Below are 23,623 nucleotides of genomic sequence, written 5' to 3' on the forward strand. Positions count from 1 at the left end.
ATGCAACTGATCTGGCTGCGCAGCGACTTGCGCCAACATGACAACACAGCCCTCGCGGCCGCCGCAGCGCGCGGCCCGACCGTGGCGGTGTACCTGTTGAGCCCGCAGCAGTGGCTGGAACACGACGATGCGCCGTGCAAGGTGGATTTCTGGCTGCGCAACCTGCGCGAACTGAGCCAGAGCCTCGGCGCACTGAATATCCCGTTGTTGATTCGCAGCGCGCCGCGCTGGGATCAGGCGCCAGCAGAACTGCTCAAGCTCTGCCGGCAATTGAAGATCGAAGCAGTGCACATCAACGAGGAATACGGCGTCCACGAAAGCCGCCGCGATGAGGCCGTCGCCGAAACGTTGCAGGCCGAGGGCATCGAATTTTACAGCTATCTGGATCAGTTGCTGTTCAAACCCGGCACGGTGCTGACCAAGACCGGCACTTATTTCCAGGTGTTCAGTCAGTTCCGCAAGGTCTGTTACGAACGCCTGCACCGCTCGATGCCGGCGCTGGTCAAGACACCGGGCAAACAGGCCGCGCTGGATATCGCCAGCGATGCCATTCCCGAGGCAGTCAAAGGCTTCGCCACGCCGAGCGAATCCCTGCGCACGTTATGGCCGGCCGGTGAGCAAGAGGCGCGGCGCCGACTCGACACCTTCACCGATGCGCAGATCGATTATTACCGCAGCGAACGCGACTTTCCGGCCAAACCCGGTACCAGCCAATTGTCGGCGTACCTCGCCGCCGGGGTCATCTCTCCACGCCAGTGCCTGCACGCTGCGCTGCAAAGCAATCAGGGCGAGTTCGAAAGCGGCAAGGTCGGCGCCGTGACCTGGATCAACGAGCTGCTCTGGCGCGAATTCTACAAACACATTCTGGTCGGCTATCCACGCGTCTCGCGGCATCGTGCCTTCCGCCCGGAAACCGAGGCGCTGGCCTGGCGCGATGCGCCGGAGGAGCTCAAGGCCTGGCAAGAGGCACGTACCGGCCTGCCAATCATTGACGCGGCGATGCGCCAATTGCTTGAAACCGGCTGGATGCACAATCGCCTGCGCATGGTCGTGGCGATGTTCCTGACCAAAAACCTTCTGATCGACTGGCGCGAGGGCGAACGCTTTTTCATGCGCCATCTGATCGACGGTGACCTGGCGGCGAACAACGGCGGCTGGCAGTGGAGTTCATCGACCGGCACCGACTCGGCGCCGTACTTCCGTATTTTCAACCCGTTGAGCCAGTCGGAAAAATTCGACGCCGAAGGCGTGTTCATCAAGCACTGGTTGCCGCAACTGGCCGGGCTCAACAAAAAAGAAGTGCACAACCCTGCCAGCGGCGGGCTGTTCGGCGTGGCGGACTATCCGGCGCCGATCGTCAACCTCAGCGCCTCACGCGAGCGTGCGCTGACGGCGTTCAAGAACCTGCCGTCGCGTCAGCCTGTCGGTGGCAGCGATGAGTGAATTCCTGCGCAGCTTTGCCCGGCAGTTTTCCGGGTTGAACAAGGACAATCTGCATCGCTTGGGCGAGCTGTACAGTCACGACATTCATTTCACCGATCCCCTGCACGAAGTTCAGGGCCTGGCGCAACTGCAGGATTACTTCAGCGAGCTGTACGCCAACGTCAGCGATCTGCGTTTCGATTTCCACGGTTTCGACCAGATCAGCGAAGGCGAAGGTTATCTGCGCTGGGTGATGAGTTATCGCCACCCGCGCCTGGCCAAAGGCCGGGAAATCAGGGTCGGCGGCTGTTCGCACCTGCTCTGGCGGGACAAGGTTTATCGCCATCGGGATTATTTCGATGCCGGGGCGCTGCTGTATGAACACTTGCCAATATTGGGCCGGGTGATTGCCTGGCTGAAAAGGAGAATGGGATGAGTCGTACACCTCCACGGCGGTATTGGTTGACCGGCGCCAGCAGTGGCATCGGTGCAGCATTGTGCGAGGACATTCTGAAAAGCGGCGCGCATCTGGCGGTCAGCTCGCGCTCGACTGCGCCGTTGAAAGTCTTGTCCCAGCGTTATCCGGGGCAAGTGTTGGTGGTGCCCGGCGATCTGACCAACAGTCAGACCGTGCGTGAAATCGGTGAGCAGATCAGCGCGGCCTGGGGCTCGCTGGACAGCGTGATTCTCAATGCCGGCACCTGTGAATATGTCGATGCGCGCCAGTTCGATTCGTCGATCATCGAGCACGTGGTGCGTACCAACCTGCTCGCCAGTAGCTACTGCATCGAAGCCGCCCTGCCGTTGCTGCGCAAAGGCACCGCGCCGCACCTGGTTGGCATGGCCAGCTCGGTGACTTACCTGCCCTTGCCACGGGCCGAAGCCTACGGTGCATCGAAGGCCGGGCTGCGTTACCTGTTCGAATCGCTGCGCATCGATCTGGCGGATGAAGGCATTGACGTCACGATCATCAGTCCGGGTTTCGTCGAAACGCCGCTGACCGAGAGGAACGATTTCCCGATGCCGCTTAGCTGGCCTGCGGATAAAGCGGCGCGGCACATCTTCGCCAAACTCAAGGACCGTCCGCTGGAAATTGCCTTCCCGGGGCTGTTCATGGCCGCGCTGTGGCCGCTGTCGAAACTGCCGGCCCGCGCGCAACTGGCGATCGGCAAACGCATGGTGCGCAAGAACCCACCGCAGCGGGATCCGCTATGAAAATCGCCGTGATTGGCAGCGGCATCGCCGGGCTGACCTGCGCCTATCTGCTGAACCGCCGCCACAACATTACCGTCTTCGAAGCGAGTGACTGGGTCGGCGGCCATACCCACACCGTGCCGGTCAGCGTGGCCGGGCAGTCGTTTGCGATCGACACCGGTTTCATCGTGTTCAACGACTGGACCTACCCGAACTTCATTCGTCTGCTCAATCAGCTCGGCGTGGCCTTCAAGCCGACCGAAATGAGCTTTTCGGTGACCGATCCGGACACTGGCGTGGAGTACAACGGCAACAACCTCAACAGCCTGTTTGCCCAGCGCAGCAATCTGCTGTCGCCAGGATTCTGGGGCATGCTGCGCGACATTCTGCGCTTCAACAAACAAGCCCAGCGCGACCTGATGGAACTGCGCATCGCCGCCGACACCACCCTCGACGATTACCTCAAGGCTGGCGGCTACGGCGAGCGTTTCATCCTGCATTACATCGTGCCGATGGGCGCGGCGATCTGGTCGATGCCAATGGCGGAAATGCTCAATTTCCCGCTGCAGTTTTTCCTGCGTTTTTTCAAGAACCATGGTCTGTTGTCGGTCAGTGATCGGCCGCAATGGCAGGTCATTGAGGGCGGCTCCAGTGCCTACATTGCGCCACTGACCGCTTCCTTCAGCGACAGGATTCGCCTCAATTGCGCGGTAAAGCGCGTCGAGCGCAACCAGCACGGCGTGGTTATCCACAGCCCGGCCGGGCTGGAGCATTTCGACAAGGTGGTGTTTGCCTGCCACAGCGATGAGGCCCTGAAGTTGCTGGCCAATCCGAGCGAGGCCGAGCGCTCGGTTCTTGGCGCCCTGCTCTACGCCGACAACGATGTCGTGCTGCACACCGACACGGGCCTGCTGCCGACGCGAAAACTGGCCTGGGCCAGCTGGAACTATCGCCTCGGCGGCGCCGGTCATACCCGCGCGGCGGTCACCTACAACATGAACATCCTGCAGGGCATCGAGAGCGACACCACGTTCTGCGTCAGCCTAAACCAGACCGCCGGAATCACGCCGGACAAAGTGCTGGCTCGCTACACCTACGCCCATCCGCAATACACTTTGGCTGCCGCAGCGGCGCAAAACCGCTGGGGCGAACTCGATGGCGAGCAGCACACCCATTATTGCGGCGCCTACTGGGCCAACGGTTTCCATGAAGATGGCGTGGTCAGCGGTTTGCGCGTGGCCGCCGCGTTCGGTGAAACCCTGTGAACAGCGCTCTGTACAGCGGCGTCATCGGCCACCGACGTTTTGCGCCGCGCCGCCATGAGTTCCGCTATCGCATCGGTTTGCTCTATCTCGACCTGAGCGAACAGGACGACGTGCTGGCCCTGTCGCCACTGGCGGGGCGCAGCCGTTTTGCGCCGTTCTCGTTTCGCGAAACTGACTACCTGAAAGCCTTCACCGGCAAGGGCATGCGCCTGATCGATGCGGTGCGTCAGCAGGTCGGCGTGGCCATCGGTCATGAGCCACAGGGCACGGTATGCCTTTTGACCCAGCCGCGCAGTTGGGGGCTGTCGTTCAATCCGGTGAGCTTCTTCTATTGCCACGAAGCCGACGGGCAACTCGCAGCGATCGTCTGTGAAGTGACCAACACGCCGTGGCGCGAGCGTTATCACTACGTGCTGCCGGCGCAGACACCGACCAGTCTGGTGGACTTTCATCAACATTTCGCCGTGGCCAAGGCCTTTCACGTTTCGCCGTTTCTGCCGCGCGACCTCGAATACCGCATGAGTTTCAGCCCCGCCGCGCAGAGCCTCGGCGTGCACATGGCCGATTGGCAGGGCAGCGAAAAACTGTTCGACGCCACGCTGAATCTGCGCCGCGAACCGCTCGATCGGCGCAGCCTGCACCGCTATCTGCGGCGCTTCCCGTGGATGACTGCAAAAACCGCCCTGGCGATCTACTGGCAAGCGTTGCGACTGCTGCTCAAGCGCGCGCCGATCTTCGCCCATCAGCCTGCCGACGGCAGCTTCCAAACCGCCACCGTGCCTCCGAAGGAGCCGCACCATGAAATCCTCTAGCCTGCCGCTCGGTCGCTTCAGCACCAACGGCTTGACCGGCTCGCTGCTGCGCCGTGGCGTGTTGCGCCAACTGGCGCAGCTCAAACATGGACAATTGATGGTCGTCGAGGATGGCGAACAAATGCTCTTTGGTACTCCGGGCAGCGCCTTGCTCGGCGAGGTCCATGTGCTCGATCCGGCGCTATGGGGCATGGTCGCCGGCAACGGCTCGATCGGTGCTGGCGAAGCATTCATTCACGGTTATTGGAGTTCGCCGGACCTGACTGCTGTGGTCCGCGTGTTCGTCAGCAATCTCGAGGTGCTCGATGCCATGGAGGGTGGCCTGGCGCGTCTCGGCCGGCCCTTCGTGCAAGGCCTGCACTGGCTCAATCGCAACACGCGCAAGGGCTCACAGAAGAACATCGCCGCGCATTACGACCTCGGCAATGCACTGTTCGAACAGTTTCTCGACCCGACCATGATGTATTCCGCCGCCCAGTTCCTTTCGCCAAGCGACACCCTGGAGCAGGCGCAACTGAACAAACTCGAGCGGATCTGCCAGAAACTCGCGCTCAAACCCAGCGACCACCTGCTGGAAATCGGCACCGGCTGGGGCAGCATGGCGCTGTACGCGGCGCAGCATTATGGCTGCCGGGTGACCACCACGACGCTGTCGAAAGAGCAGTTCGCCTTCACCGCCAAACGCATCGAACAACTCGGCTTGCAGGATCGCATCACGCTGCTGCTCAAGGACTACCGCGACCTTAGCGGCGAGTACGACAAACTGGTGTCGATCGAGATGATCGAAGCGGTCGGCCATCGGTTCCTGCCGACCTATTTCAAGCAATGTGCGCAGTTGCTCAAGAGCAACGGCTTGATGTTGCTCCAGGCGATCACCATTCGCGAGCAACGCTACGAGCAGGCAAAACGCAGCGTCGACTTCATCCAGCGCTACATCTTCCCCGGCGGCGCCCTGCCCTCGGTGCACAAGATGCTCGATGTGGTCAGCCGCGAGACCGACATGAACCTGCTGCACATGGAAGATTTCGGCCTGCATTACGCCAGGACACTGCGCCTGTGGCACGAGAACTTTCGCCTCGCCCATGGTCGCTTGAGCGAATTGGGTTACGACGATTATTTCCTGCGTTTGTGGGAGTTCTACCTGTGCTATTGCGAGGGCGGATTCCTCGAGCGAACCATCGGCACCGCGCAATTGCTGCTGGCGAAACCGGCGGCGATGACCGCGCCGCTGCTCGGTCGCTTCGATGCTTGAGCGCCTCGCCAATGCCGTGCTGTTCCAGCTCGGCTGGCTGGTCTGCGTAATCGGCGGCAACAGTTTGTGGCTGTTGCTTGCACTGGCGGTGCTGGTGATTCATCTGCGCTGGATCAGTAGTTGGGCGGCGGAAGGTCGGCTGATTCTGTCCGTGGTGATTGTCGGTACTGCGGTGGACAGCGTTTTGCGTTACCTCGGCGTGTTCCGCTTCGAAGATGCTGCGCCGTTGATTCCTTTGTGGTTGATGCTGCTCTGGGCGCTGCTCGCCACCACATTGCGCCACTGCCTGGCCTGGAGCGCACGGCCATGGTGGCTGGCCAGCGCACTTGGCGCGCTGGGCGGCGCGTCGTCGTACTACGGTGGCGGACGACTGGCCGGCGTGCAATTTCCCTACGGCGAGGCGGCGACGCTGATCGTCATCGGCGTGCTCTGGGCCGGGTTGTTTCCGCTGCTGCACATGATGGCGCGACGGCTGGCGCCATGAGCGTCCGTCAGCGCTTTCACACCCACAGCGATCACTGCCTTACACTGCCGCGATGAAAACCATCCCCCACACACAAATCGACGAACCGGCGGTCACCTGCTCGACCTGCGCCGCGTGCTGCTGCCAGCTCGAAGTGATGCTGATCACCGACACCGGCGTGCCTGATCGCTTTATCGATACCGATGAATGGGGCGGTGAAGTGATGCTGCGTCTGGACGACGGCTGGTGCGCGGCGCTGGATCGCGACAGCATGATGTGCACGATCTATGAACGGCGACCGTTGATCTGCCGCGAGTTTGAAATGGGCGCACCGGAGTGCATCGAAGAGCGCCAGGGTATTGCGACAGCCTACCGCTGACTCAAAAGCAAAAGATCGCAGCCTTCGGCAGCTCCTACAGGAGACATCATTCCCATGTAGGAGCTGCCGAAGGCTGCGATCTTTTGATCTGTGTTACAGCGGCATTGTGTAATGCAGCGCGTAGCTTTCTACACCATCGTTATCGCTGGACAGGCCGGCGTTGGAGTAGTGCGTGGCGCGGATGCCGACTTCGTGGCCGCCGTTGAAGCGCAGGCCGAAACCGATGCGGTCTTCGAACTGGAAGGAACCGCCCAGCTTGTTGCTTTCGTATTCGGTGTTGGAGAAGAACGCCGCACCGATACCCGCTTCAACGTACGGTTTGACGGACTGGCCGGCAAACTCGTAAACGAAGACAGGCGAGAACGACAGGCTGTTGTTGCTGGAAGTCTTGTCACCTTCCCAGTACGTGTAGGCACCGCTCCAGTAGCCGGTCAGGCGACCCACGTCGCTCTGCAGCCAGCTCTTGTCCCAGTCGAAATTCATGCCCAGGCGATACGTCATTGTCGAATCGCTGGTACCGCCGACGGCGAATTCAACGCCAGCGGCTTGTGCAGAAATGCTTTGCCCCATCAGTGCGGCCGCAATCGCGGCCAAGCAGAATAGTCGCTTCACTTTGAAACTTCCTTTTCCGGAACGATCGTTTGGTTTTTAGTTGCTGCTGTCGCTATAGAAATCTGCGCTTGGTCAGAAGTTCAGCGTATTTCGAGTTATTTCACATTTTTTTTACAAGTCGAAGTTTTGCACATTCGACGCAGTTTGGCCCAGCAGTGGCAGGATTTTTCTGAAGGATCGTGCATCGGCACTGGTCCAGAACTTCACAGGCAGGCTCGGACCAGGCGCCAGCAGATCACGCTCGGCGAGCAACCGTTGCAGCTGCCGGGCCACGGCAGCGCCGGTATCGATCAGGCTGACATCGTCGCCGATCATCGACCTTAGCAGCGGCTTGAGGAACGGATAATGGGTGCATCCCAGAATGATCGTATCGCAGCCCTGAGCCAGCAAAGGGGTGACGTAACCCTGCAGTAAAGTGCGCAATTGGGCGCTGTGCAGGTCGCCAGTTTCAATCAGTTCGACCAGCCCCGGACACGGCTGGGTGATGACTTTGACGTCAGCCGCAAAGCGATCGAGCAACGCGGCGAACTTGGCGCTCTGCAACGTACCTGTCGTTGCCAGCACGCCAACCACGCCACTGCGGGTCGCCGCTGCGGCCGGTTTGACCGCCGGTTCCATGCCGACAATCGGCCAGTCGGGGAAGTCGCGACGCAGATCGGCAACACCGGCCACAGTCGCGGTATTGCACGCCAGCACCAACGCCTTGGCGCCTTGCTCGCGGAAAAAACCGGCCATCACACTGCAACGTTGACGGATGAATTCCGGGGTCTTTTCGCCGTAGGGAATATGCCCGCAGTCGGCGACGTAGAGCAGCGATTCGTTGGGCAGCAAACGCTGGATTTCCGCGAGAACCGACAAGCCGCCGACCCCGGAATCGAATACGCCGACCGGCGCTTCACGCATGGCGCGCGCCACAGACGCTGCAGCCCGGATCGCGTTTGACCCGCAGTTCACGGAACCGCGAACCCAACGCGTCGATCAGCAGCAGGCGCCCCACCAGCGGTTCGCCGAAACCGACCAGCATCTTCAGCGCTTCCAGCGCCTGCAGACTGCCAACCAGGCCAACCAACGGCCCGACGACGCCGGCCTCGCTGCAGGTCAGTTCGGCGTCGCTGCCGTGACCGTACAGACAGTGGTAGCAAGGACTCTCGGCACGCCGTGGGTCGAACACCGACAACTGCCCTTCCAGACGAATCGCCGCGCCGCTGACCAGCGGTTTGCGCGCGACTACACACGCGGCGTTGACCGCCTCACGGGTGGCGAAGTTGTCCGAGCAGTCGAGCACCAGATCCACCGCCGCTACCGTCGCGGCAAGAGAATCCTCGTCCAGCGCCTGCCGATGGGCGATCAGTTGGATTTCAGGATTGATTGCGCCAAGACGCTTGAGCGCCGAGTCGACCTTGGACATGCCGACGCTGGCGCTGTCGTGAATGATCTGCCGTTGCAGGTTGGTCAGATCGACCGTGTCGAAATCCGCCAGATGCAACTCGCCGACGCCCGCTGCCGCCAGATACAACGCCACCGGTGCGCCGAGCCCACCGAGGCCGACGATCAGCACGCGGCTGGCCTTGAGCTTCAGTTGCCCGTCGATGTCGATGTGTTGCAGCAGAATCTGCCGGCTGTAGCGCAGCAATTCCTGATCATTCAGCACGGCAGGCGCCCCAGACTGATGCGTTGATGGCCGCCCAGATCGGTGCGGCTGTGGACTTCTTCAAAGCCACGAGTCAGCAGCAGATCACGCACCGCTTCGGCCTGATCATAGCCGTGTTCGAGCATCAGCCAACCACCGGCCTCCAGATGATCGGGCGCTTGCGCAACAATCAGGCGCAAATCATCGAGGCCGTCCTCACCGGCGACCAGCGCACTGGTCGGCTCGAAACGCACATCGCCCTCGACCAGATGCGGATCGGCGGAGGCAATGTACGGCGGGTTGCTGATGATCAATTGAAAGCGCTGGCCTTCAAGTGCGCTGAACCAATGGCTGCTCAGCACCGTGGCGTTGTTCAGGTGCAGACGCTGGCGGTTGCGTTCGGCCAGGGCCACGGCTTCGAGCACGCGATCCACGGCGGTGACTTTCCACGCCGGGCGTTCGCTGGCCAAAGCCAAAGCAATTGCGCCACTGCCGGTACCGAGATCGAGGACCTTGGCCGGAGTTGCCGGCAGCAGCTCAAGGGCTGCCTCTACCAGCAGTTCTGTATCGGGACGCGGGATCAGCGTGTGCGGCGCAACTTCCAGATCGAGTTTCCAGAAGCCTTGCTGGCCGAGAATGTAGGCCACCGGTTCACCGCTACGCCGCCGTTGCAAATACTCGGCAAAGGTCAGCGCAGCCTCGCTCGGCACGATGCGCTCGGGCCAGGTGTGCAGGAAACTGCGCGACTTGCCCAGTGCGGCGGCGAGGAGCAGCTCAGCGTCCAGACGCGCGGTGGGCGAGTCCGGCAGTTCGGCGGCGCGCAACAGGCTGGCGATGATGGTCATTTATTCACCTATCGCTGCGAGTTGGTCAGCCTGGTATTCGGCCAGCAACGGCTCGATCACGGCTTCGACGCCACCGGCAAGAATTTCATCCAGCGAATAAAGAGTCAGGTTGACGCGATGGTCGGTGACCCGGCCCTGAGCGTAGTTATAAGTGCGGATGCGCTCGGAACGGTCGCCGGAACCGACCAGCAACTTGCGCTCACTGGCAATGGCGTTGGCCGCCGCTGCGTTTTGCTGATCGTTGAGCTTGGCCGACAACCAGGCCATCGCCCGGGCGCGGTTCTTGTGCTGGGAGCGTTCTTCCTGACACTCGACGACAGTGCCGGTCGGTATGTGGGTAATGCGGATCGCCGAGTCCGTGGTGTTGACGTGCTGACCACCGGCCCCGGAGGAGCGGAAGGTGTCGACGCGCAAATCCGCCGGGTTGATCTCGATGGCTTCGCGCTCGTCCGGCTCGGGCAATACCGCCACGGTGCAGGCCGACGTGTGAATCCGGCCCTGGGATTCGGTGGCGGGTACACGCTGTACACGGTGCGCGCCGGACTCGAATTTCAGCTTGCCGTAGACGTTGTCGCCTTCGATACGGGCGATGACTTCTTTATAGCCACCGTGTTCGCCTTCGTTTTCCGAGAGGATCTCGACACGCCAGCCACGCCGCTCGGCATAACGCGAATACATGCGGAACAGGTCGCCGGAGAAGATCGCCGCCTCGTCGCCACCGGTGCCGGCGCGGATTTCGAGGAAGACGTTGCGCCCGTCGTTAGGATCCTTGGGCAGCAACATACGCTGCAGGTCGGATTCCAGCGTGATGAGCAATTCCTTGGCTTCGCGCACTTCTTCCACGGCCATTTCGCGCATGTCCGGGTCGCTGTCCTTGAGCAGGGCCTGTGCACCTTCAAGATCATTTTGTACGCCGAGCAGCTTTTTATAAGCAGCCACCACAGGCTCGAGTTCGGCGTATTCCTTGGAATACGCACGGAATTTGGCCTGATCGGCAATGACTTCGCCGTCGCCGAGCAGCGCGGTCAGTTCCTCGAATCGGTCCTGGAGAATGTCCAGCTTGTTGAGCAGTGACGCTTTCATTGCGGTTTTTTATCCGAAAAACTATCCGGTGAGCCCTCAAGGGCAAAGAGTTCCTGAGCCATGGCCAGCGCATCGAGGCGGCCTTCGGCAGACAACTTTTTCAATTGCACGCTGGGTGCATGCAAGAGTTTGTTGGTCAGGCCACGGGCCAATTGCCCGAGCACGTCTTCGGCGTTGCCGCCGTTGGCCAGCAGACGCAAGGCCTTTTGCAATTCTTCATCACGCAGGCGTTCGCTCTGTTGACGATAGGCCTTGAGCACATCGACCGCCGCCAGTTCGCGCAGGCGCACCATGAAATCGTCGGCGCCGACCGAGACCATTTCCTCCGCCGCTTGCGCTGCGCCCTGGCGACTTTTGAGGTTCTCGGCGACCACTTCGTGGAGATCGTCGACGCTGTACAGGTAAACGTCGTCGAGCTCACCGACTTCCGGCTCGATATCCCGCGGTACAGCAATGTCGACCATGAAGATCGGCTTGTGCTTGCGCAGCTTCAGCGCACTTTCCACCGCGCCCTTGCCGAGAATCGGCAACTGGCTGGCGGTCGAACTGATGACGATGTCGCTGCGCACCAGTTCCGCCGGAATGTCCGAGAGCAGCACCGCGTGAGCGCCGAACTGCTCAGCCAACTGACTGGCGCGCTCCAGCGTACGGTTGGCAACGACGATGCGCTTGACCCCCAGCTCATGCAAATGGCGCGCGACCAGAGTGATCGTCTCGCCAGCGCCGATCAGCAGCGCCTGACTGCGTTGCAGATCACTGAAAATCTGTTTGGCCAGGCTGACGGCGGCAAATGCCACCGACACCGGGTTCTCGCCGATCGCAGTATCGGTGCGCACCTGCTTGGCGGCATTGAAGGTCGCCTGAAACAGCCGCCCCAGCAGCGGGCCAATGGTGCCAGCCTCGCGGGCCACGGCGTAGGCCGATTTCATCTGACCGAGAATCTGCGGCTCGCCCAGCACCAGCGAGTCGAGTCCGGAGGCAACGCGCATCATGTGACGAACGGCCGCATCGTCTTCATGCACATAGGCACTGGCGCGCAGCTCGTCCAGACTCAGATGGTGATAATCGGCCAGCCAGCGCAGCACGACATCGGCCGAGAGCTGATCCTGTTCTATATAAAGCTCACTGCGATTGCAGGTGGAGAGGATCGCGGCTTCGCGGCTGTCGGTCAGTCGGCAGAGCTGCTGCAAGGCCTCAACCAGCTGCTCAGGGGTAAAGGCCACGCGCTCGCGGACGTCTACTGAAGCAGTCTTGTGGTTAATACCGAGTGCAAGGAAGGCCATTCAAGGTCGCTGGTGGTGACGTGAAGCCGGCAATTGTCCTACTTCGAAAGATCCAGAACAACTACCGCTGACTATTGTCCCAATTGTCGGCCCCTATAATGGCCACAATTGAGTCTCGGTTATGTTTGGCCGAAGGCTTGTGTCATGATGATCCGACCGCAGGTTAGTCGTCCTCTTCCTATATGAATAGATCTTCCGCGTTGCTCCTCGCTTTTGTCTTCCTCAGCGGCTGCCAGGCCATGGCGCCCGTTGCACCGGACGGTACCCCGCCGGTCGAAGACACCACGCCCGCACCTGAAAAGCCCAAGGTTTACAGCTCGTTCAGCGAGGAAACCGTGTTCAGCCTGCTGAGTGCCGAACTCGCTGGCCAGCGCAATCGTTTCGACATTGCCCTGGACAACTACGTGACCCAGGCCATCAACACCCAGGATCCGGGCGTTTCCGAGCGGGCTTTTCGCATCGCCGAATATCTGGGCGCCGATCAACCGGCCCTAGACACCGCGCTGATCTGGGCACGCAATGCGCCGGACGATCTCGAAGCGCAGCGCGCCGCCGCCGTGCAACTGGCTCGCGCCGGGCGTTACGACGACTCCATGGTCTATATGGAGAAAGTCCTGCAGGGCAAGGGCGACACCCATTTCGATTTCCTCGCGCTGTCGGCCGCCGACACCGATCAGGAAACCCGCAACGGTCTGTTGAAAAGTTTCGACCGCTTGCTGCAACGTCACCCGAACAACAATCAGCTGATTTTCGGCAAGGCGCTGCTGTTGCAGCAGGACGGCGACAATCAGGGCGCACTGACCCTGCTCGAAGACCATCCGCCGGAAGATGGCGAGATCGCACCGATTCTGCTGCGCGCGCGCCTGCTTCAGCTGCTCAACCGTGGCGACGAAGCGCTGCCGCTGTTGCAGAAAAACATCAGGAAGTACCCGGAAGACAAACGCCTGCGCCTGACTTACGCGCGCATGCTGGTCGAACAGGACCGCATGGACGACGCCAAAGCGGAGTTCTCCACACTCGTTCAGCAATACCCGGAAGACGACGAACTGCGCTATTCGCTGGCGCTGGTGTGCCTGGAAGCCAAGGCATGGGATGAAGCCAAGGGGTATCTGGAAGACCTGATTGCCCGCGAAAGCCATGTCGATTCGGCGCACCTGAATCTCGGCCGAATTGCCGAAGAGCGCAACGATCCGCAAGGCGCACTCATCGAATACGCCCAGGTCGGCCCGGGCAACGACTATCTGCCGGCACAACTGCGTCAGGCCGATATCCTCATGAGCAACGGCAAAGCCGCCGAAGCGCAGAGCAAACTGGCGGCCGAGCGCGACGAACAGCCCGACTACGCGATCCAGCTGTATCTGATCGAATCGGAAACCCTGTCGGCCAACAAACAGGACGACAAGGCCTGGAAAGTCTTGCAGCAAGCGCTGCAGAAATACCCGGACGATCTCAATCTGCTTTACACCCGCGCGATGCTCGCGGAAAAACGCAATGACCTGGCGCAGATGGAAAAAGACCTGCGCCTGATCATCAAGCGCGACCCGGACAATGCCATGGCGCTGAACGCGCTGGGCTACACCTTGTCCGACCGCACTACCCGTTACGCCGAAGCGAAAACGCTGATCGAGCAGGCGCACCAGATCAATCCGGAAGACCCGGCAGTTCTCGACAGCCTTGGCTGGGTGAATTACCGCCTGGGCAATCTGGACGACGCGGAGAAATACCTGCGCCAGGCGCTCGAGCGTTTCCCTGACCACGAAGTCGCCGCGCACCTGGGTGAAGTCCTCTGGGCCAAGGGCAATCAACGCGAAGCCAAACAAGTGTGGGGCAAGTTCCTCAAGGACCAGCCCGACAGCACCATTCTGCGCAGCACCATCAAGCGCCTGACCGGATCCGAGACTCTTTAACCCATGTTTTTGCGCCACGTTATTGTTTTCAGCTTCATTGCCCTGCTCGCCGGCTGCTCGGGCTTCGGCACTCGCGAATCGGTCGAAGGCCACGGCAGCCCGGCCCAGTGGGCGGCGAACAAACAGCAACTGACCGGCCTCGATGGCTGGCAGATCGACGGCAAGATCGGCATTCGCGCACCGAAGGATTCCGGCAGCGGCACGTTGTTCTGGCTGCAGCGTCAGGACTACTACGACATTCGCCTGTCCGGACCGCTGGGTCGTGGCGCGGCACGCCTGACCGGGCGGCCGGGCAAAGTGTCACTGGAAGTCGCCAACCAGGGCCGCTACGAATCGCAATCACCCGAAGCCCTGCTCGAAGAACAGCTTGGCTGGAAATTGCCGGTGTCGAATCTGGCCTGGTGGGTTCGTGGCCTGCCGGCTCCGGAGAGCAAAAGTCGCCTGAACCTGGACGCCGACAGCCGTTTGGCCAGTCTTGAGCAGGACGGCTGGAAAGTCGAATACACCGCCTACACCGAACAGAATGGTTACTGGCTGCCCGAGCGCATCAAGCTGCACGGCACCGACCTCGACGTGACGCTGGTGATCAAGACCTGGCAACCGCGGAAGTTGGGGCAATACCCATGACCGCTGCACGCCTGACTCTGCCCTCGCCGGCCAAACTCAATTTGATGCTGCATATTCTCGGTCGCCGTGAAGACGGTTATCACGAATTGCAGACGCTGTTTCAGTTCCTCGACTACGGCGATGAAATCAGTTTCGCCGTGCGCGATGACGGCGTGATCCAGTTGCACACCGAGTTCACCGGCGTGCCCCACGACAGCAACCTGATCGTGCGCGCGGCGAAAATGCTGCAGCAACAATCCGGCTGCTCGCTCGGCATCGACATCTGGATCGACAAGGTGCTGCCCATGGGCGGCGGTATCGGCGGCGGCAGCTCGAATGCGGCGACGACTTTGCTCGGTCTTAACCATCTCTGGCAGTTGGGCTGGGATGAAGATCGCCTGGCGGCGCTGGGCTTGTCACTCGGTGCCGACGTGCCGGTTTTCGTCCGTGGTCACGCGGCGTTTGCCGAGGGTGTCGGCGAGAAACTGACCCCGGTCGACCCCGAAGAACCGTGGTATCTGGTACTCGTGCCGCAAGTCTCTGTAAGTACGGCAGAAATTTTTTCCGATCCTTTGTTGACACGTAACACACCGCCCATTAAAGTGCGCCCCGTTCCCGAGGGAAACAGTCGAAATGACTGCTTGCCGGTGGTTGCAAGGCGTTATCCAGAGGTACGTAACGCATTGGATTTGTTAGGTAAATTTACCGAAGCAAAGCTCACCGGAACTGGAAGTTGTGTGTTTGGGGGCTTCCCAAGCAAAGCTGAAGCTGATAAAGTCTCGGCCCTTCTGACAGAGACCCTTACAGGGTTTGTAGCGAAAGGAAGCAACGTTTCGATGTTGCATCGCAAGCTGCAAAGTCTGCTCTAAAGGAATCAAGTGCCCGGCACTTGAAAGCAACAGATACAGGGGCGTCGCCAAGCGGTAAGGCAGCAGGTTTTGATCCTGCCATGCGTTGGTTCGAATCCAGCCGCCCCTGCCATTTTCTCTACTCATCCAGGTTACCCTCAGCCTCTAGGTACTGCGCGTGTCCAAGATGATGGTCTTTACGGGGAATGCCAACCCCGATCTGGCTCGGCGTGTCGTACGTCAGCTGCATATCCCTCTCGGTGACATCTCTGTCGGCAAGTTTTCCGACGGCGAAATCACAGCCGAGATCAATGAAAACGTTCGCGGTAAAGACGTCTTCATTATTCAGCCGACCTGCGCTCCGACCAACGATAACCTGATGGAACTGGTAGTGATGGCTGACGCCTTCCGCCGCTCCTCGGCTACTCGTATCACTGCTGTTATTCCTTATTTTGGTTATGCCCGTCAGGATCGCCGTCCGCGTTCCGCACGTGTGGCCATCAGCGCGAAAGTCGTCGCTGACATGCTTACCGTAGTCGGCATCGACCGTGTTCTCACGGTTGATCTGCATGCTGACCAGATCCAGGGCTTCTTCGATATTCCGGTAGATAACATCTACGGCTCCCCGGTTCTGGTGGATGACATTGAAGATCAGCGCTTCGAAAACCTGATGATCGTGTCCCCGGACATTGGTGGCGTCGTGCGTGCACGGGCCGTTGCCAAATCCCTGGGCGTCGATCTCGGGATCATCGACAAACGCCGTGAGAAAGCCAATCACTCTGAAGTGATGCATATCATCGGTGATGTCGAAGGGCGTACCTGTATTCTCGTCGATGACATGGTCGATACCGCCGGCACTCTGTGCCACGCGGCCAAGGCCCTGAAAGAGCATGGCGCAGCCAAGGTCTTTGCCTATTGCACACACCCTGTGCTGTCGGGCCGGGCCATCGAGAATATCGAAAATTCCGTGCTGGACGAGCTGGTGGTCACTAATACCATCCCGCTGTCCGCTGCAGCACAAGCCTGTGCACGTATCCGTCAACTGGATATCGCACCGGTTGTTGCCGAAGCGGTTCGCCGCATCAGCAATGAAGAATCGATCAGCGCGATGTTCCGTTAAGGGCCCTGCCCTTCACGAAATGTCTCGTTGACGAAAAGCGCCCCGCCCCGGCATTCCTGTCGGGGCGGGGCTTTTTTGCCCATACCGTGTTCGGCGCTGGTCGCAAACGCCACTCGGTCATGGCTATTTTGGAGATGCAAAATGAACGATTTTACTCTGAATGCTGAAGTGCGTTCCGACCTGGGGAAAGGTGCGAGCCGCCGCCTGCGTCGTCTCGCAAGCCTGGTTCCAGCTGTAGTTTACGGTGGCGACAAAGCCCCTGAATCCATCAGCATGCTGGCCAAGGAAGTTGCCAAACTGCTCGAAAACGAAGCGGCTTACAGCCACATCATCGAGCTGAACGTAGGTGGCACCAAGCAGAACGTCATCATCAAGGCTCTGCAGCGTCACCCGGCCAAAGGCCACGTGATGCACGCTGACTTCGTACGCGTTGTTGCCGGCCAGAAACTGACCGCCATCGTGCCTGTGCACTTTGTTGGCGAAGAAGCTCCAGTCAAGAAAGGCGGCGAAGTTTCGCACGTTGTTGCCGAGATCGAAGTTTCCTGCCTGCCAAAAGATCTGCCTGAGTTCATCGAAGTCGACCTGTCGAACGCAGAAATCGGCACCATCATTCACCTGTCGGACCTCAAAGCTCCTAAAGGTGTTGAGTTCGTTGCTCTGGCACACGGCGATGACAAGGCTGTTGCCAACGTCCACGCTCCACGTGTTGCTGCAGAACCTACCGAAGAAGGCGCAGCAGAGTAATTCACTCTGTTTAGCCTGAGTGAGCAAGTAACATCGCGGACTGGAACGTAGCGAGAAAGCGGGCGAGAACGCGGAGTTTACATCCATGGTAAATGAGCATTTTTCGTCCACTTTCGCCGCTTTCCCTGATCGCGGCGATGTTATCCACCACTCAAAGGAAGGGCCCCTATCGTGACTGCCATCAAACTGATCGTTGGCCTGGGAAATCCAGGCGCTGAATACGACCAGACCCGGCATAACGCAGGGGCCCTTTTTGTTGAGCGCATCGCCCACGCACAGAATGTGAATCTTGTGGCCGATCGCAAATATTTCGGCCTGACCGGGCGCTATTCGCATCAAGGTCAGGATGTTCGTCTGCTGATTCCCACCACCTACATGAACCGCAGCGGCCAGGCCGTGGCGGCACTCGCCGGTTTCTTCCGCATCAAGCCTGAAGAAATCCTCGTGGCGCATGACGAACTCGACTTGCCTCCGGGCGTTGCCAAGCTCAAGCAGGGCGGCGGCCATGGCGGTCACAACGGGTTGCGCGACATCATTGCGCAACTGGGCAATCAGAATACGTTCTACCGCCTGCGGCTCGGCATCGGCCACCCGGGCGTTGCCAGTATGGTTTCAAATTTCGTCCTGGGTCGTGCGCCACGCGCCGAACAGGAAAAACTCGATGCCAGCATCGACTTTGCCCTCGGCGTGCTGCCGGATATCCTCGCCGGGGAATGGAACCGCGCGATGAAAAACCTGCACAGCCAGAAGGCCTGACTTTTACCCGAGGGGAAACACCATGGGATTCAATTGCGGCATCGTCGGCCTGCCTAACGTCGGCAAGTCCACCCTGTTCAACGCCCTGACCAAATCCGGTATCGCGGCCGAGAACTTCCCCTTCTGCACCATCGAGCCGAACAGCGGCATCGTGCCGATGCCGGATCCCCGTCTGGAAGCTCTGGCGGCCATCGTCAATCCGAAGCGCATCCTGCCGACCACCATGGAATTCGTCGACATCGCCGGCCTCGTCGCTGGTGCCTCGAAAGGTGAAGGCCTGGGCAACAAGTTCCTGGCCAACATCCGCGAAACCGACGCTATCGCTCACGTCGTGCGCTGCTTCGAAGACGACAACGTGATCCACGTGTCCAACAGCGTCGACCCGAAACGCGACATCGAAATCATCGACCTGGAACTGATCTTCGCCGACCTCGACAGCTGCGAAAAGCAACTGCAGAAAGTCGCGCGCAACGCCAAGGGCGGTGACAAGGACGCCGTGGTTCAGAAGGCTCTGCTGGAGCAACTGATCGCGCACTTCACCGAAGCCAAGCCGGCGCGCAGCCTGATGAAGAACATGAGCGCTGACGAAAAGGCAGTGATCAAGGGCTTCCACCTGCTGACCACCAAACCGGTCATGTACATCGCCAACGTCGCTGAAGACGGTTTCGAGAACAACCCGCACCTGGACGTGGTCAAGGCCATCGCCGAAGAAGAAGGCGCCATGGTCGTTCCGGTGTGCAACAAGATCGAAGCGGAAATCGCCGAGCTCGATGACGGCGAAGAAAAAGACATGTTCCTCGAGGCCCTGGGCCTGGAAGAGCCTGGCCTGAACCGCGTGATCCGCGCCGGCTACGAAATGCTCCACCTGCAGACCTACTTCACCGCCGGTGTCGAAGAAGTCCGCGCCTGGACCGTCAAGGTCGGTGCCACCGCACCACAGGCTGCTGGCGTGATCCACACCGACTTCGAAAAAGGCTTCATCCGTGCCGAAGTCATCGCCTACAACGACTTCATCCAGTACAAGGGCGAAGCCGGCACCAAAGAAGCCGGTAAATGGCGCCTGGAAGGCAAGGATTACATCGTCAAGGACGGCGACGTGATGCACTTCCGCTTCAACGTCTAAGCGCTACGCCCAAGAAAAAGCCGCGTTTGATACGCGGCTTTTTTGTGCCTGAAATTCATGCCCCGACACATTCCCTTGTAGGAGTGAGCCTGCTCGCGATAGCGTTTTTTCAGCTACAGATGTTCTGACTGATACACCGCCATCGCGAGCAGGCTCACTCCTACAATGGGATCTGTGTGGATCAGGCCTTTTTCGTACGCGGCAAGAAGATCGCCAACACGCCAAACAACGGCAAGAACGAGCACAGGAAATACACATACTCAATCCCATGCACATCCGCCAGATGCCCGAGCAGCGCAGCGCCAATCCCGCCGAAACCAAACATCAGGCCGAAGAAAATCCCGGCGATCATTCCGACATTGCCCGGCACCAGTTCCTGCGCGTACACCACAATCGCCGAGAATGCCGACGCCAGAATGAAACCGATCACCACGCTGAGAATACTGGTCCAGAACAGATCGACATGCGGCAGGATCAGGGTGAACGGCGCGACGCCAAGGATCGAAAACCAGATCACTGCCTTGCGCCCGATCTTGTCGCCAATGGGCCCGCCGAAGAAGGTCCCCGCCGCTACTGCGCCCAGGAAAAGGAACAGGTGCAATTGCGAACTCGCCACCGACAGGTCGAACTTCTCGATCAGGTAGAAGGTGAAGTAGCTGGTGAAACTGGCCATGTAGAAATACTTGGAGAACACCAGCAGCCCCAGCACTACCAAAGCACTGGTCACCCTGCCCTTCGATAAGCCGTGCGTCGCGGCTTGGCCGGCCTTGAGCTTGAACAGGTTCAGGTGATTGGCGTACCAGCGACTGATGCGGTACAGCACGAACAGCGCAAACACCGCGAACAGACCGAACCACGCCACATTGCCTTGGCCGAAGGGGATGATGATCGCCGCCGCCAGCAACGGGCCGAACGCGGAACCGGCATTGCCGCCGACCTGGAACGTTGACTGTGCCAGGCCAAAGCGCCCGCCCGACGCCAACCGTGCGACACGCGAGGCTTCCGGGTGAAAGGTCGACGAGCCAATGCCAATCAGCGCCGCCGCCAGCAGAATCAATGGAAAGCTGCCGACCACCGACATCATCAGAATGCCGATCAAGGTACACACCGTGCCCGCCGGCAACAGCCACGGTTTCGGGTGTCGATCGGTGTGATAACCGACCCACGGCTGCAACAGCGACGCGGTCAGCTGGAACGTCAAGGTGATCAGGCCGACCTGAGTAAACGTCAGGCCATAGTTGGCTTTGAGCATCGGGTAGATCGATGGCAGCACTGACTGGATCAGGTCGTTGATCAAATGCGCCAACGCCACGGCGCCAATGATGCGCATCACCAGTGGACTGCTTTGGGGAGTAGCGGTCGCCGAGGCAGCGGCGGTCTGAACGTTGCTGATAGCCATGGAAGTTTCCGGACAGCAGATGGGTGCACGCAGGCAGGTGCGCCAATGTGCCATTTTTCGGTGCGTCAGCGCCATCCCCTTAGCCAGCTAACTAAGTGACTCACGACTGATCATCCACGTAGGAGCTGCCGAAGGCTGCGATCTTTTGACTTTGACTTTCAAGAGCAAGATCAAAAGATCGCAGCCTTCGGCAGCTCCTACACGGGGGGCACTGGCGGAAAGGTGATAGCGCAACGCCATGGTCTGAATCTTGCCTTGCTTCTGCCCTTGAACACGATCGCCTTACAAAGGCGCTCGACAATGGGAAGTTTCGCTACAGAGCCGGCCTACAGAGCGGGCGAGGGTGAACTTTCGAGGCCTTTTAGAGGGCACGGGTCGCGAGTGAAACGTTCGCGATGCACGCCGATGGTGCGTGGTGTCCAGAGGAGTCATGAGGCATGCAGGCTTTCCTTTCACCGGGGATCAAATTGCTGGGGCGGTTTGGCTTCGCAGGTAAATTCCAATTATTGTTTCTGCTGTTCATTCTGCCGCTGGCCGGCAGCCTGTTGATGATCGGCCATGACTATCGCGAGAAGCTCAATCTGATCTCCGGCGAACGTGCCGGTGTGCGTCAATTGCTTGCGCTGGATGCGCTGGACAACCTGCTCGCCGCTCAACGCGACCGCGCCGCCCGCTGGCGCGCCACCGAGACCAACCGTCAGCCGACACCGGCCACCCTCGCCGCCATGGCCGCATTCGACGGCGTGCAACCGGCGGTACTGCAAGCCACCACGGAGCTGGGCAATGCGCTGAACCAGCAAGGCGCCGAGGGCGAGATCCTTGCTCGCTATCAGGCGCTGCAAACCGCGCTCAATGGCCTGGATTCGAAAAGCCTCAGCAGCGTCGGTTGGTGGCCGGACGGTTATGACCGTTTCACCAACGCTCTGGGCGCGCTGCAAGCGTTGCGCGAGCAGATCGTCATGGACAATCGCCTGACCCTCGCGCCGTGGCTGGAAACCTACCTGCTGACGCAGATTTCCACGCAGCACGCGCCGGACCTGATCGAGCGGGTCGGCCGTCTCGCCGCGGTCGGCCAGGCCTCGGTCGTCTCCGGGCAGTTCACCCTGCAGAGCCGCCTGCAGTTGCGCGACCTGCGCAGCCGCATTGGTGATGCCCGTGAGCAACTGGTGAAAACCGCTGGCCTGCTTGAAGCGCGCCTGCCAGTCGAGCTGCAAGCCTGGGCCGGCCAGTATCACGACAGCCTGAAACACCTCGACAGCGGCCTGAAAGTCCTCGACGACGGCGTGTTCGGTGGCAGCATCAACCTCAAGCCGGAAGAATTCGAACGCAGCCTTGACGGGCTGCTCACCGACCTCGCCTCGCTGCGCCAGCAATCGCTGGTGGCGCTGGATCAGCGGCTCGATGCCTATTACAGCTCGGCGATCCGCCAGTTCATCGTCGTCGCGGCGATTTTCGGGTGCCTGCTGTTGGCGGCGTTGTACCTGTTCGTCTGCCTGCAAGCCTCGATCCGCCGCAGCGCCAGCGGCATCACCCTACTCGCCGAAGCTTTGCGCGACGGCAACCTGAGCCTGCAAGTGCCGGTGGTGGGGCGCGATGAGCTGGCGGCGATCAGCACCGCGCTCAACGTCGCCGTGGTGCAACTGCGCAGCAGCATGCTCGGCGTCGACCACGAGACCTCGCAATTGAGCAATGCGGTGCGCAGCCTTAACCAACACTCCAGTGGCGCCCTCAGTGAAGTCGAGGCGCAGCAGTTGCAGATCAGCCAGATCGCCGCTGCCGCTACGCAATTGGCCGCCACCTCGCAAGGCGTCGCGCAGAGTTGCGAACAGGCTTCCGGCAGCGCCCAGCACACCCGGCGCATCGCCGCCGACAGCAGCCGCGACAGCCAGCGCACCACGGCCAGCATTCAGCAGCTCAATCAGCGCCTGAACGACACTGCCGCCGCACTCGGCCGGGTCAGCGAGCAAGGCCAGCAGATTCAACTGGTGGTCGACACCATTCGTGGCGTCGCTGAACAGACCAACCTGCTCGCGCTCAACGCCGCCATCGAAGCCGCCCGCGCCGGTGAACAGGGTCGCGGTTTTGCCGTGGTCGCCGACGAGGTGCGCAGCCTCTCGCAACGCACGCAATCGTCCACCGCGCAGATCGCCGGCACCGTCGACAGCCTGCGCGCCACGGTCAACGAAGCCGTGAGCCTGATGGAAGCCGCCTGCGGCCAGGCCCAATCAGACGCCGAAGCGGTCACCGGACTCGGCGAACGCCTGGGCGAAATCGCCAGCGCCGTACAAAGCGTAACTGACACCCTGGCGCAGATCGCCACGGCAGTCGAAGAACAGGCCAGCACCGCCGACGAAGTCAGCGGCAATATCCAGCAGGTCGATCAAGCGGCGGTGCGTTTGCTCAAAGGCGCACGCGCCGTGAACCTCGCGGCGGACACCTTGAGCCAGGGTAGCGAGGCCCTGAGCGCCAATACCGCCAGATTCCAACTGCGCTGACGCCCTCCCCGGCCCCGATTTTCGGGGCTGGAGGATAAGCGGTTGAAAACAGGAAGAAATATTTTCGATTTACGCTTGACGCTTTGCCATTTCAGGGGAATAATGCGCGCCACTTGGCTACATAGCTCAGTTGGTTAGAGCATAGCATTCATAATGCTGGGGTCCGGGGTTCAAGTCCCTGTGTAGCCACCAAGTACTAAAAACGGCTTACCGAAAGGTAGGCCGTTTTTTTATGCCCGCAATAATCCCCCTCCGGTTCCCCACCTACAGAAGGTCTATCTTCAGCCCTTTCGATTGGATCAGTGGGCTCGCAGCCGCTCATCCGTCAGACTTTCTTACAGTTTGCACTTCGCCTTTTTCACATAAGCCAAATATCAAATTCAAG

The 23,623-nt window shown here is 60.3% G+C and carries 23 protein-coding genes and 2 tRNA genes; 18 read left to right on the top strand and 7 right to left on the bottom strand.

What is annotated here, in order from left to right; all coding sequences use genetic code 11:
* From phrB to J2Y90_RS01160, 8 genes are read left to right on the top strand one after another with little or no spacing between them, the layout of a single operon-like run.
* Positions 1-1,443 (top strand): deoxyribodipyrimidine photo-lyase, encoded by a 1,443-nt coding sequence (gene phrB / locus J2Y90_RS01125; RefSeq protein ID WP_253495847.1) that lies wholly within the window; start codon positions 1-3, stop codon positions 1,441-1,443.
* Positions 1,436-1,858 (top strand): nuclear transport factor 2 family protein, encoded by a 423-nt coding sequence (locus J2Y90_RS01130; protein ID WP_253495849.1) that lies wholly within the window; start codon positions 1,436-1,438, stop codon positions 1,856-1,858. The genes phrB and J2Y90_RS01130 overlap by 8 nt, the downstream gene beginning before the upstream one ends.
* On the top strand, positions 1,855-2,637 hold the full coding sequence (locus J2Y90_RS01135; RefSeq protein ID WP_253495851.1) for an SDR family NAD(P)-dependent oxidoreductase: 783 nt from the start codon (positions 1,855-1,857) through the stop codon (positions 2,635-2,637). The genes J2Y90_RS01130 and J2Y90_RS01135 overlap by 4 nt, the downstream gene beginning before the upstream one ends.
* Complete coding sequence (locus J2Y90_RS01140; protein ID WP_253495853.1) at positions 2,634-3,881, top strand: NAD(P)/FAD-dependent oxidoreductase; 1,248 nt, start codon at positions 2,634-2,636, stop codon at positions 3,879-3,881. The genes J2Y90_RS01135 and J2Y90_RS01140 overlap by 4 nt, the downstream gene beginning before the upstream one ends.
* Complete coding sequence (locus J2Y90_RS01145) at positions 3,878-4,693, top strand: DUF1365 domain-containing protein (protein WP_253495855.1); 816 nt, start codon at positions 3,878-3,880, stop codon at positions 4,691-4,693. Before J2Y90_RS01140 ends, J2Y90_RS01145 begins: the two co-directional genes overlap by 4 nt.
* Entirely contained in the window at positions 4,680-5,945 is a 1,266-nt protein-coding gene (locus tag J2Y90_RS01150) for an SAM-dependent methyltransferase (RefSeq protein ID WP_253495857.1), read from the top strand. The genes J2Y90_RS01145 and J2Y90_RS01150 overlap by 14 nt, the downstream gene beginning before the upstream one ends.
* A complete protein-coding gene (locus J2Y90_RS01155; protein WP_253495859.1) occupies positions 5,938-6,429 on the top strand; it encodes a DUF2878 domain-containing protein in 492 nt (163 codons plus the stop codon). Before J2Y90_RS01150 ends, J2Y90_RS01155 begins: the two co-directional genes overlap by 8 nt.
* Positions 6,430-6,481: 52 nt before the next feature.
* Positions 6,482-6,787 (top strand): YkgJ family cysteine cluster protein, encoded by a 306-nt coding sequence (locus J2Y90_RS01160; protein WP_186530521.1) that lies wholly within the window; start codon positions 6,482-6,484, stop codon positions 6,785-6,787.
* A 93-nt stretch (positions 6,788-6,880) separates the two neighbouring features.
* On the opposite strand, the gene J2Y90_RS01165 is transcribed toward J2Y90_RS01160, so the two are convergent.
* The 6 genes from J2Y90_RS01165 to hemA all read right to left on the bottom strand — a co-directional run bounded on the left by J2Y90_RS01165 (position 6,881) and on the right by hemA (position 12,240).
* The gene (locus J2Y90_RS01165; RefSeq protein WP_024014291.1) at positions 6,881-7,399 is read right to left on the bottom strand and encodes an acyloxyacyl hydrolase; all 519 of its coding nucleotides are present in this window, start codon (positions 7,397-7,399) and stop codon (positions 6,881-6,883) included.
* 111 nt (positions 7,400-7,510) lie between these two features.
* Positions 7,511-8,302 (bottom strand): glutamate racemase, encoded by a 792-nt coding sequence (murI, locus tag J2Y90_RS01170; protein ID WP_253495861.1) that lies wholly within the window; start codon positions 8,300-8,302, stop codon positions 7,511-7,513.
* Entirely contained in the window at positions 8,295-9,050 is a 756-nt protein-coding gene (locus J2Y90_RS01175; RefSeq protein WP_253495863.1) for a molybdopterin-synthase adenylyltransferase MoeB, read from the bottom strand. The genes murI and J2Y90_RS01175 overlap by 8 nt, the downstream gene beginning before the upstream one ends.
* Entirely contained in the window at positions 9,044-9,874 is an 831-nt protein-coding gene (prmC, locus tag J2Y90_RS01180) for a peptide chain release factor N(5)-glutamine methyltransferase (protein WP_253495865.1), read from the bottom strand. The genes J2Y90_RS01175 and prmC overlap by 7 nt, the downstream gene beginning before the upstream one ends.
* Positions 9,875-10,957, bottom strand: a complete 1,083-nt coding sequence (gene prfA / locus J2Y90_RS01185; protein WP_253495867.1) for a peptide chain release factor 1 — start codon at positions 10,955-10,957, stop codon at positions 9,875-9,877.
* Positions 10,954-12,240, bottom strand: a complete 1,287-nt coding sequence (hemA, locus tag J2Y90_RS01190; RefSeq protein WP_016773209.1) for a glutamyl-tRNA reductase — start codon at positions 12,238-12,240, stop codon at positions 10,954-10,956. The genes prfA and hemA overlap by 4 nt, the downstream gene beginning before the upstream one ends.
* 182 nt (positions 12,241-12,422) lie before the next feature.
* Here hemA and J2Y90_RS01195 point away from each other — a divergent pair, with 182 nt between their 5' ends.
* From J2Y90_RS01195 to ychF, 8 genes are all read left to right on the top strand, one after another.
* Positions 12,423-14,147, top strand: a complete 1,725-nt coding sequence (locus tag J2Y90_RS01195) for a tetratricopeptide repeat protein (protein WP_253495869.1) — start codon at positions 12,423-12,425, stop codon at positions 14,145-14,147.
* A gap of 3 nt (positions 14,148-14,150) precedes the next feature.
* Positions 14,151-14,774: a lipoprotein insertase outer membrane protein LolB gene (lolB, locus tag J2Y90_RS01200; protein WP_253495871.1), complete on the top strand. Its 624-nt coding sequence runs from the start codon at positions 14,151-14,153 to the stop codon at positions 14,772-14,774.
* On the top strand, positions 14,771-15,622 hold the full coding sequence (gene ispE / locus J2Y90_RS01205) for a 4-(cytidine 5'-diphospho)-2-C-methyl-D-erythritol kinase (protein ID WP_253495873.1): 852 nt from the start codon (positions 14,771-14,773) through the stop codon (positions 15,620-15,622). The genes lolB and ispE overlap by 4 nt, the downstream gene beginning before the upstream one ends.
* Before the next feature lie 37 nt (positions 15,623-15,659).
* Positions 15,660-15,734: transfer RNA gene (locus J2Y90_RS01210), tRNA-Gln, on the top strand.
* Positions 15,735-15,779: 45 nt separating this feature from the next.
* A complete protein-coding gene (locus tag J2Y90_RS01215) occupies positions 15,780-16,721 on the top strand; it encodes a ribose-phosphate pyrophosphokinase (RefSeq protein WP_003171603.1) in 942 nt (313 codons plus the stop codon).
* Positions 16,722-16,862: 141 nt separating this feature from the next.
* Positions 16,863-17,465, top strand: coding sequence for a 50S ribosomal protein L25/general stress protein Ctc (locus tag J2Y90_RS01220; protein WP_253495875.1), 603 nt, complete (start codon positions 16,863-16,865; stop codon positions 17,463-17,465).
* A 171-nt stretch (positions 17,466-17,636) separates the two neighbouring features.
* Positions 17,637-18,221, top strand: coding sequence for an aminoacyl-tRNA hydrolase (gene pth / locus J2Y90_RS01225; protein ID WP_008079560.1), 585 nt, complete (start codon positions 17,637-17,639; stop codon positions 18,219-18,221).
* 22 nt (positions 18,222-18,243) lie between these two features.
* Positions 18,244-19,344, top strand: coding sequence for a redox-regulated ATPase YchF (gene ychF, locus J2Y90_RS01230; RefSeq protein ID WP_103306068.1), 1,101 nt, complete (start codon positions 18,244-18,246; stop codon positions 19,342-19,344).
* Between the two features lie 181 nt (positions 19,345-19,525).
* Here ychF and J2Y90_RS01235 read toward each other — a convergent pair whose 3' ends face one another.
* The gene (locus J2Y90_RS01235) at positions 19,526-20,743 is read right to left on the bottom strand and encodes an MFS transporter (RefSeq protein ID WP_253495877.1); all 1,218 of its coding nucleotides are present in this window, start codon (positions 20,741-20,743) and stop codon (positions 19,526-19,528) included.
* Positions 20,744-21,180: 437 nt separating this feature from the next.
* Between J2Y90_RS01235 and J2Y90_RS01240 the strand changes: the two genes are divergently transcribed.
* Together J2Y90_RS01240 and J2Y90_RS01245 are read left to right on the top strand one after the other, a co-directional pair.
* Positions 21,181-23,238, top strand: coding sequence for a methyl-accepting chemotaxis protein (locus tag J2Y90_RS01240; protein WP_253495879.1), 2,058 nt, complete (start codon positions 21,181-21,183; stop codon positions 23,236-23,238).
* Positions 23,239-23,353: 115 nt separating this feature from the next.
* A tRNA-Met gene (locus J2Y90_RS01245) sits at positions 23,354-23,430 on the top strand.
* Positions 23,431-23,623 lie beyond the last annotated feature (193 nt).

The sequence above is a fragment of the Pseudomonas koreensis genome (assembly GCF_024169245.1).
GTDB lineage: Bacteria > Pseudomonadota > Gammaproteobacteria > Pseudomonadales > Pseudomonadaceae > Aquipseudomonas > Aquipseudomonas koreensis_F.

Bases quoted from the DNA above. Each gene is read 5' to 3' on its own strand.
- J2Y90_RS01135 (WP_253495851.1), top strand. From the start codon at position 1,855: ATGAGTCGTACACCTCCACGGCGGTATTGGTTGACCGGCGCCAGCAGT.
- J2Y90_RS01220 (WP_253495875.1), top strand. From the start codon at position 16,863: ATGAACGATTTTACTCTGAATGCTGAAGTGCGTTCCGACCTGGGGAAA.
- murI (WP_253495861.1), bottom strand. From the start codon at position 8,302: ATGCGTGAAGCGCCGGTCGGCGTATTCGATTCCGGGGTCGGCGGCTTG.
- ispE (WP_253495873.1), top strand. From the start codon at position 14,771: ATGACCGCTGCACGCCTGACTCTGCCCTCGCCGGCCAAACTCAATTTG.
- phrB (WP_253495847.1), top strand. From the start codon at position 1: ATGCAACTGATCTGGCTGCGCAGCGACTTGCGCCAACATGACAACACA.
- ychF (WP_103306068.1), top strand. From the start codon at position 18,244: ATGGGATTCAATTGCGGCATCGTCGGCCTGCCTAACGTCGGCAAGTCC.
- J2Y90_RS01150 (WP_253495857.1), top strand. From the start codon at position 4,680: ATGAAATCCTCTAGCCTGCCGCTCGGTCGCTTCAGCACCAACGGCTTG.
- J2Y90_RS01155 (WP_253495859.1), top strand. From the start codon at position 5,938: ATGCTTGAGCGCCTCGCCAATGCCGTGCTGTTCCAGCTCGGCTGGCTG.
- J2Y90_RS01240 (WP_253495879.1), top strand. From the start codon at position 21,181: ATGCAGGCTTTCCTTTCACCGGGGATCAAATTGCTGGGGCGGTTTGGC.
- J2Y90_RS01160 (WP_186530521.1), top strand. From the start codon at position 6,482: ATGAAAACCATCCCCCACACACAAATCGACGAACCGGCGGTCACCTGC.
- J2Y90_RS01140 (WP_253495853.1), top strand. From the start codon at position 2,634: ATGAAAATCGCCGTGATTGGCAGCGGCATCGCCGGGCTGACCTGCGCC.
- J2Y90_RS01235 (WP_253495877.1), bottom strand. From the start codon at position 20,743: ATGGCTATCAGCAACGTTCAGACCGCCGCTGCCTCGGCGACCGCTACT.
- prfA (WP_253495867.1), bottom strand. From the start codon at position 10,957: ATGAAAGCGTCACTGCTCAACAAGCTGGACATTCTCCAGGACCGATTC.
- prmC (WP_253495865.1), bottom strand. From the start codon at position 9,874: ATGACCATCATCGCCAGCCTGTTGCGCGCCGCCGAACTGCCGGACTCG.
- J2Y90_RS01195 (WP_253495869.1), top strand. From the start codon at position 12,423: ATGAATAGATCTTCCGCGTTGCTCCTCGCTTTTGTCTTCCTCAGCGGC.
- J2Y90_RS01130 (WP_253495849.1), top strand. From the start codon at position 1,436: ATGAGTGAATTCCTGCGCAGCTTTGCCCGGCAGTTTTCCGGGTTGAAC.
- hemA (WP_016773209.1), bottom strand. From the start codon at position 12,240: ATGGCCTTCCTTGCACTCGGTATTAACCACAAGACTGCTTCAGTAGAC.
- lolB (WP_253495871.1), top strand. From the start codon at position 14,151: ATGTTTTTGCGCCACGTTATTGTTTTCAGCTTCATTGCCCTGCTCGCC.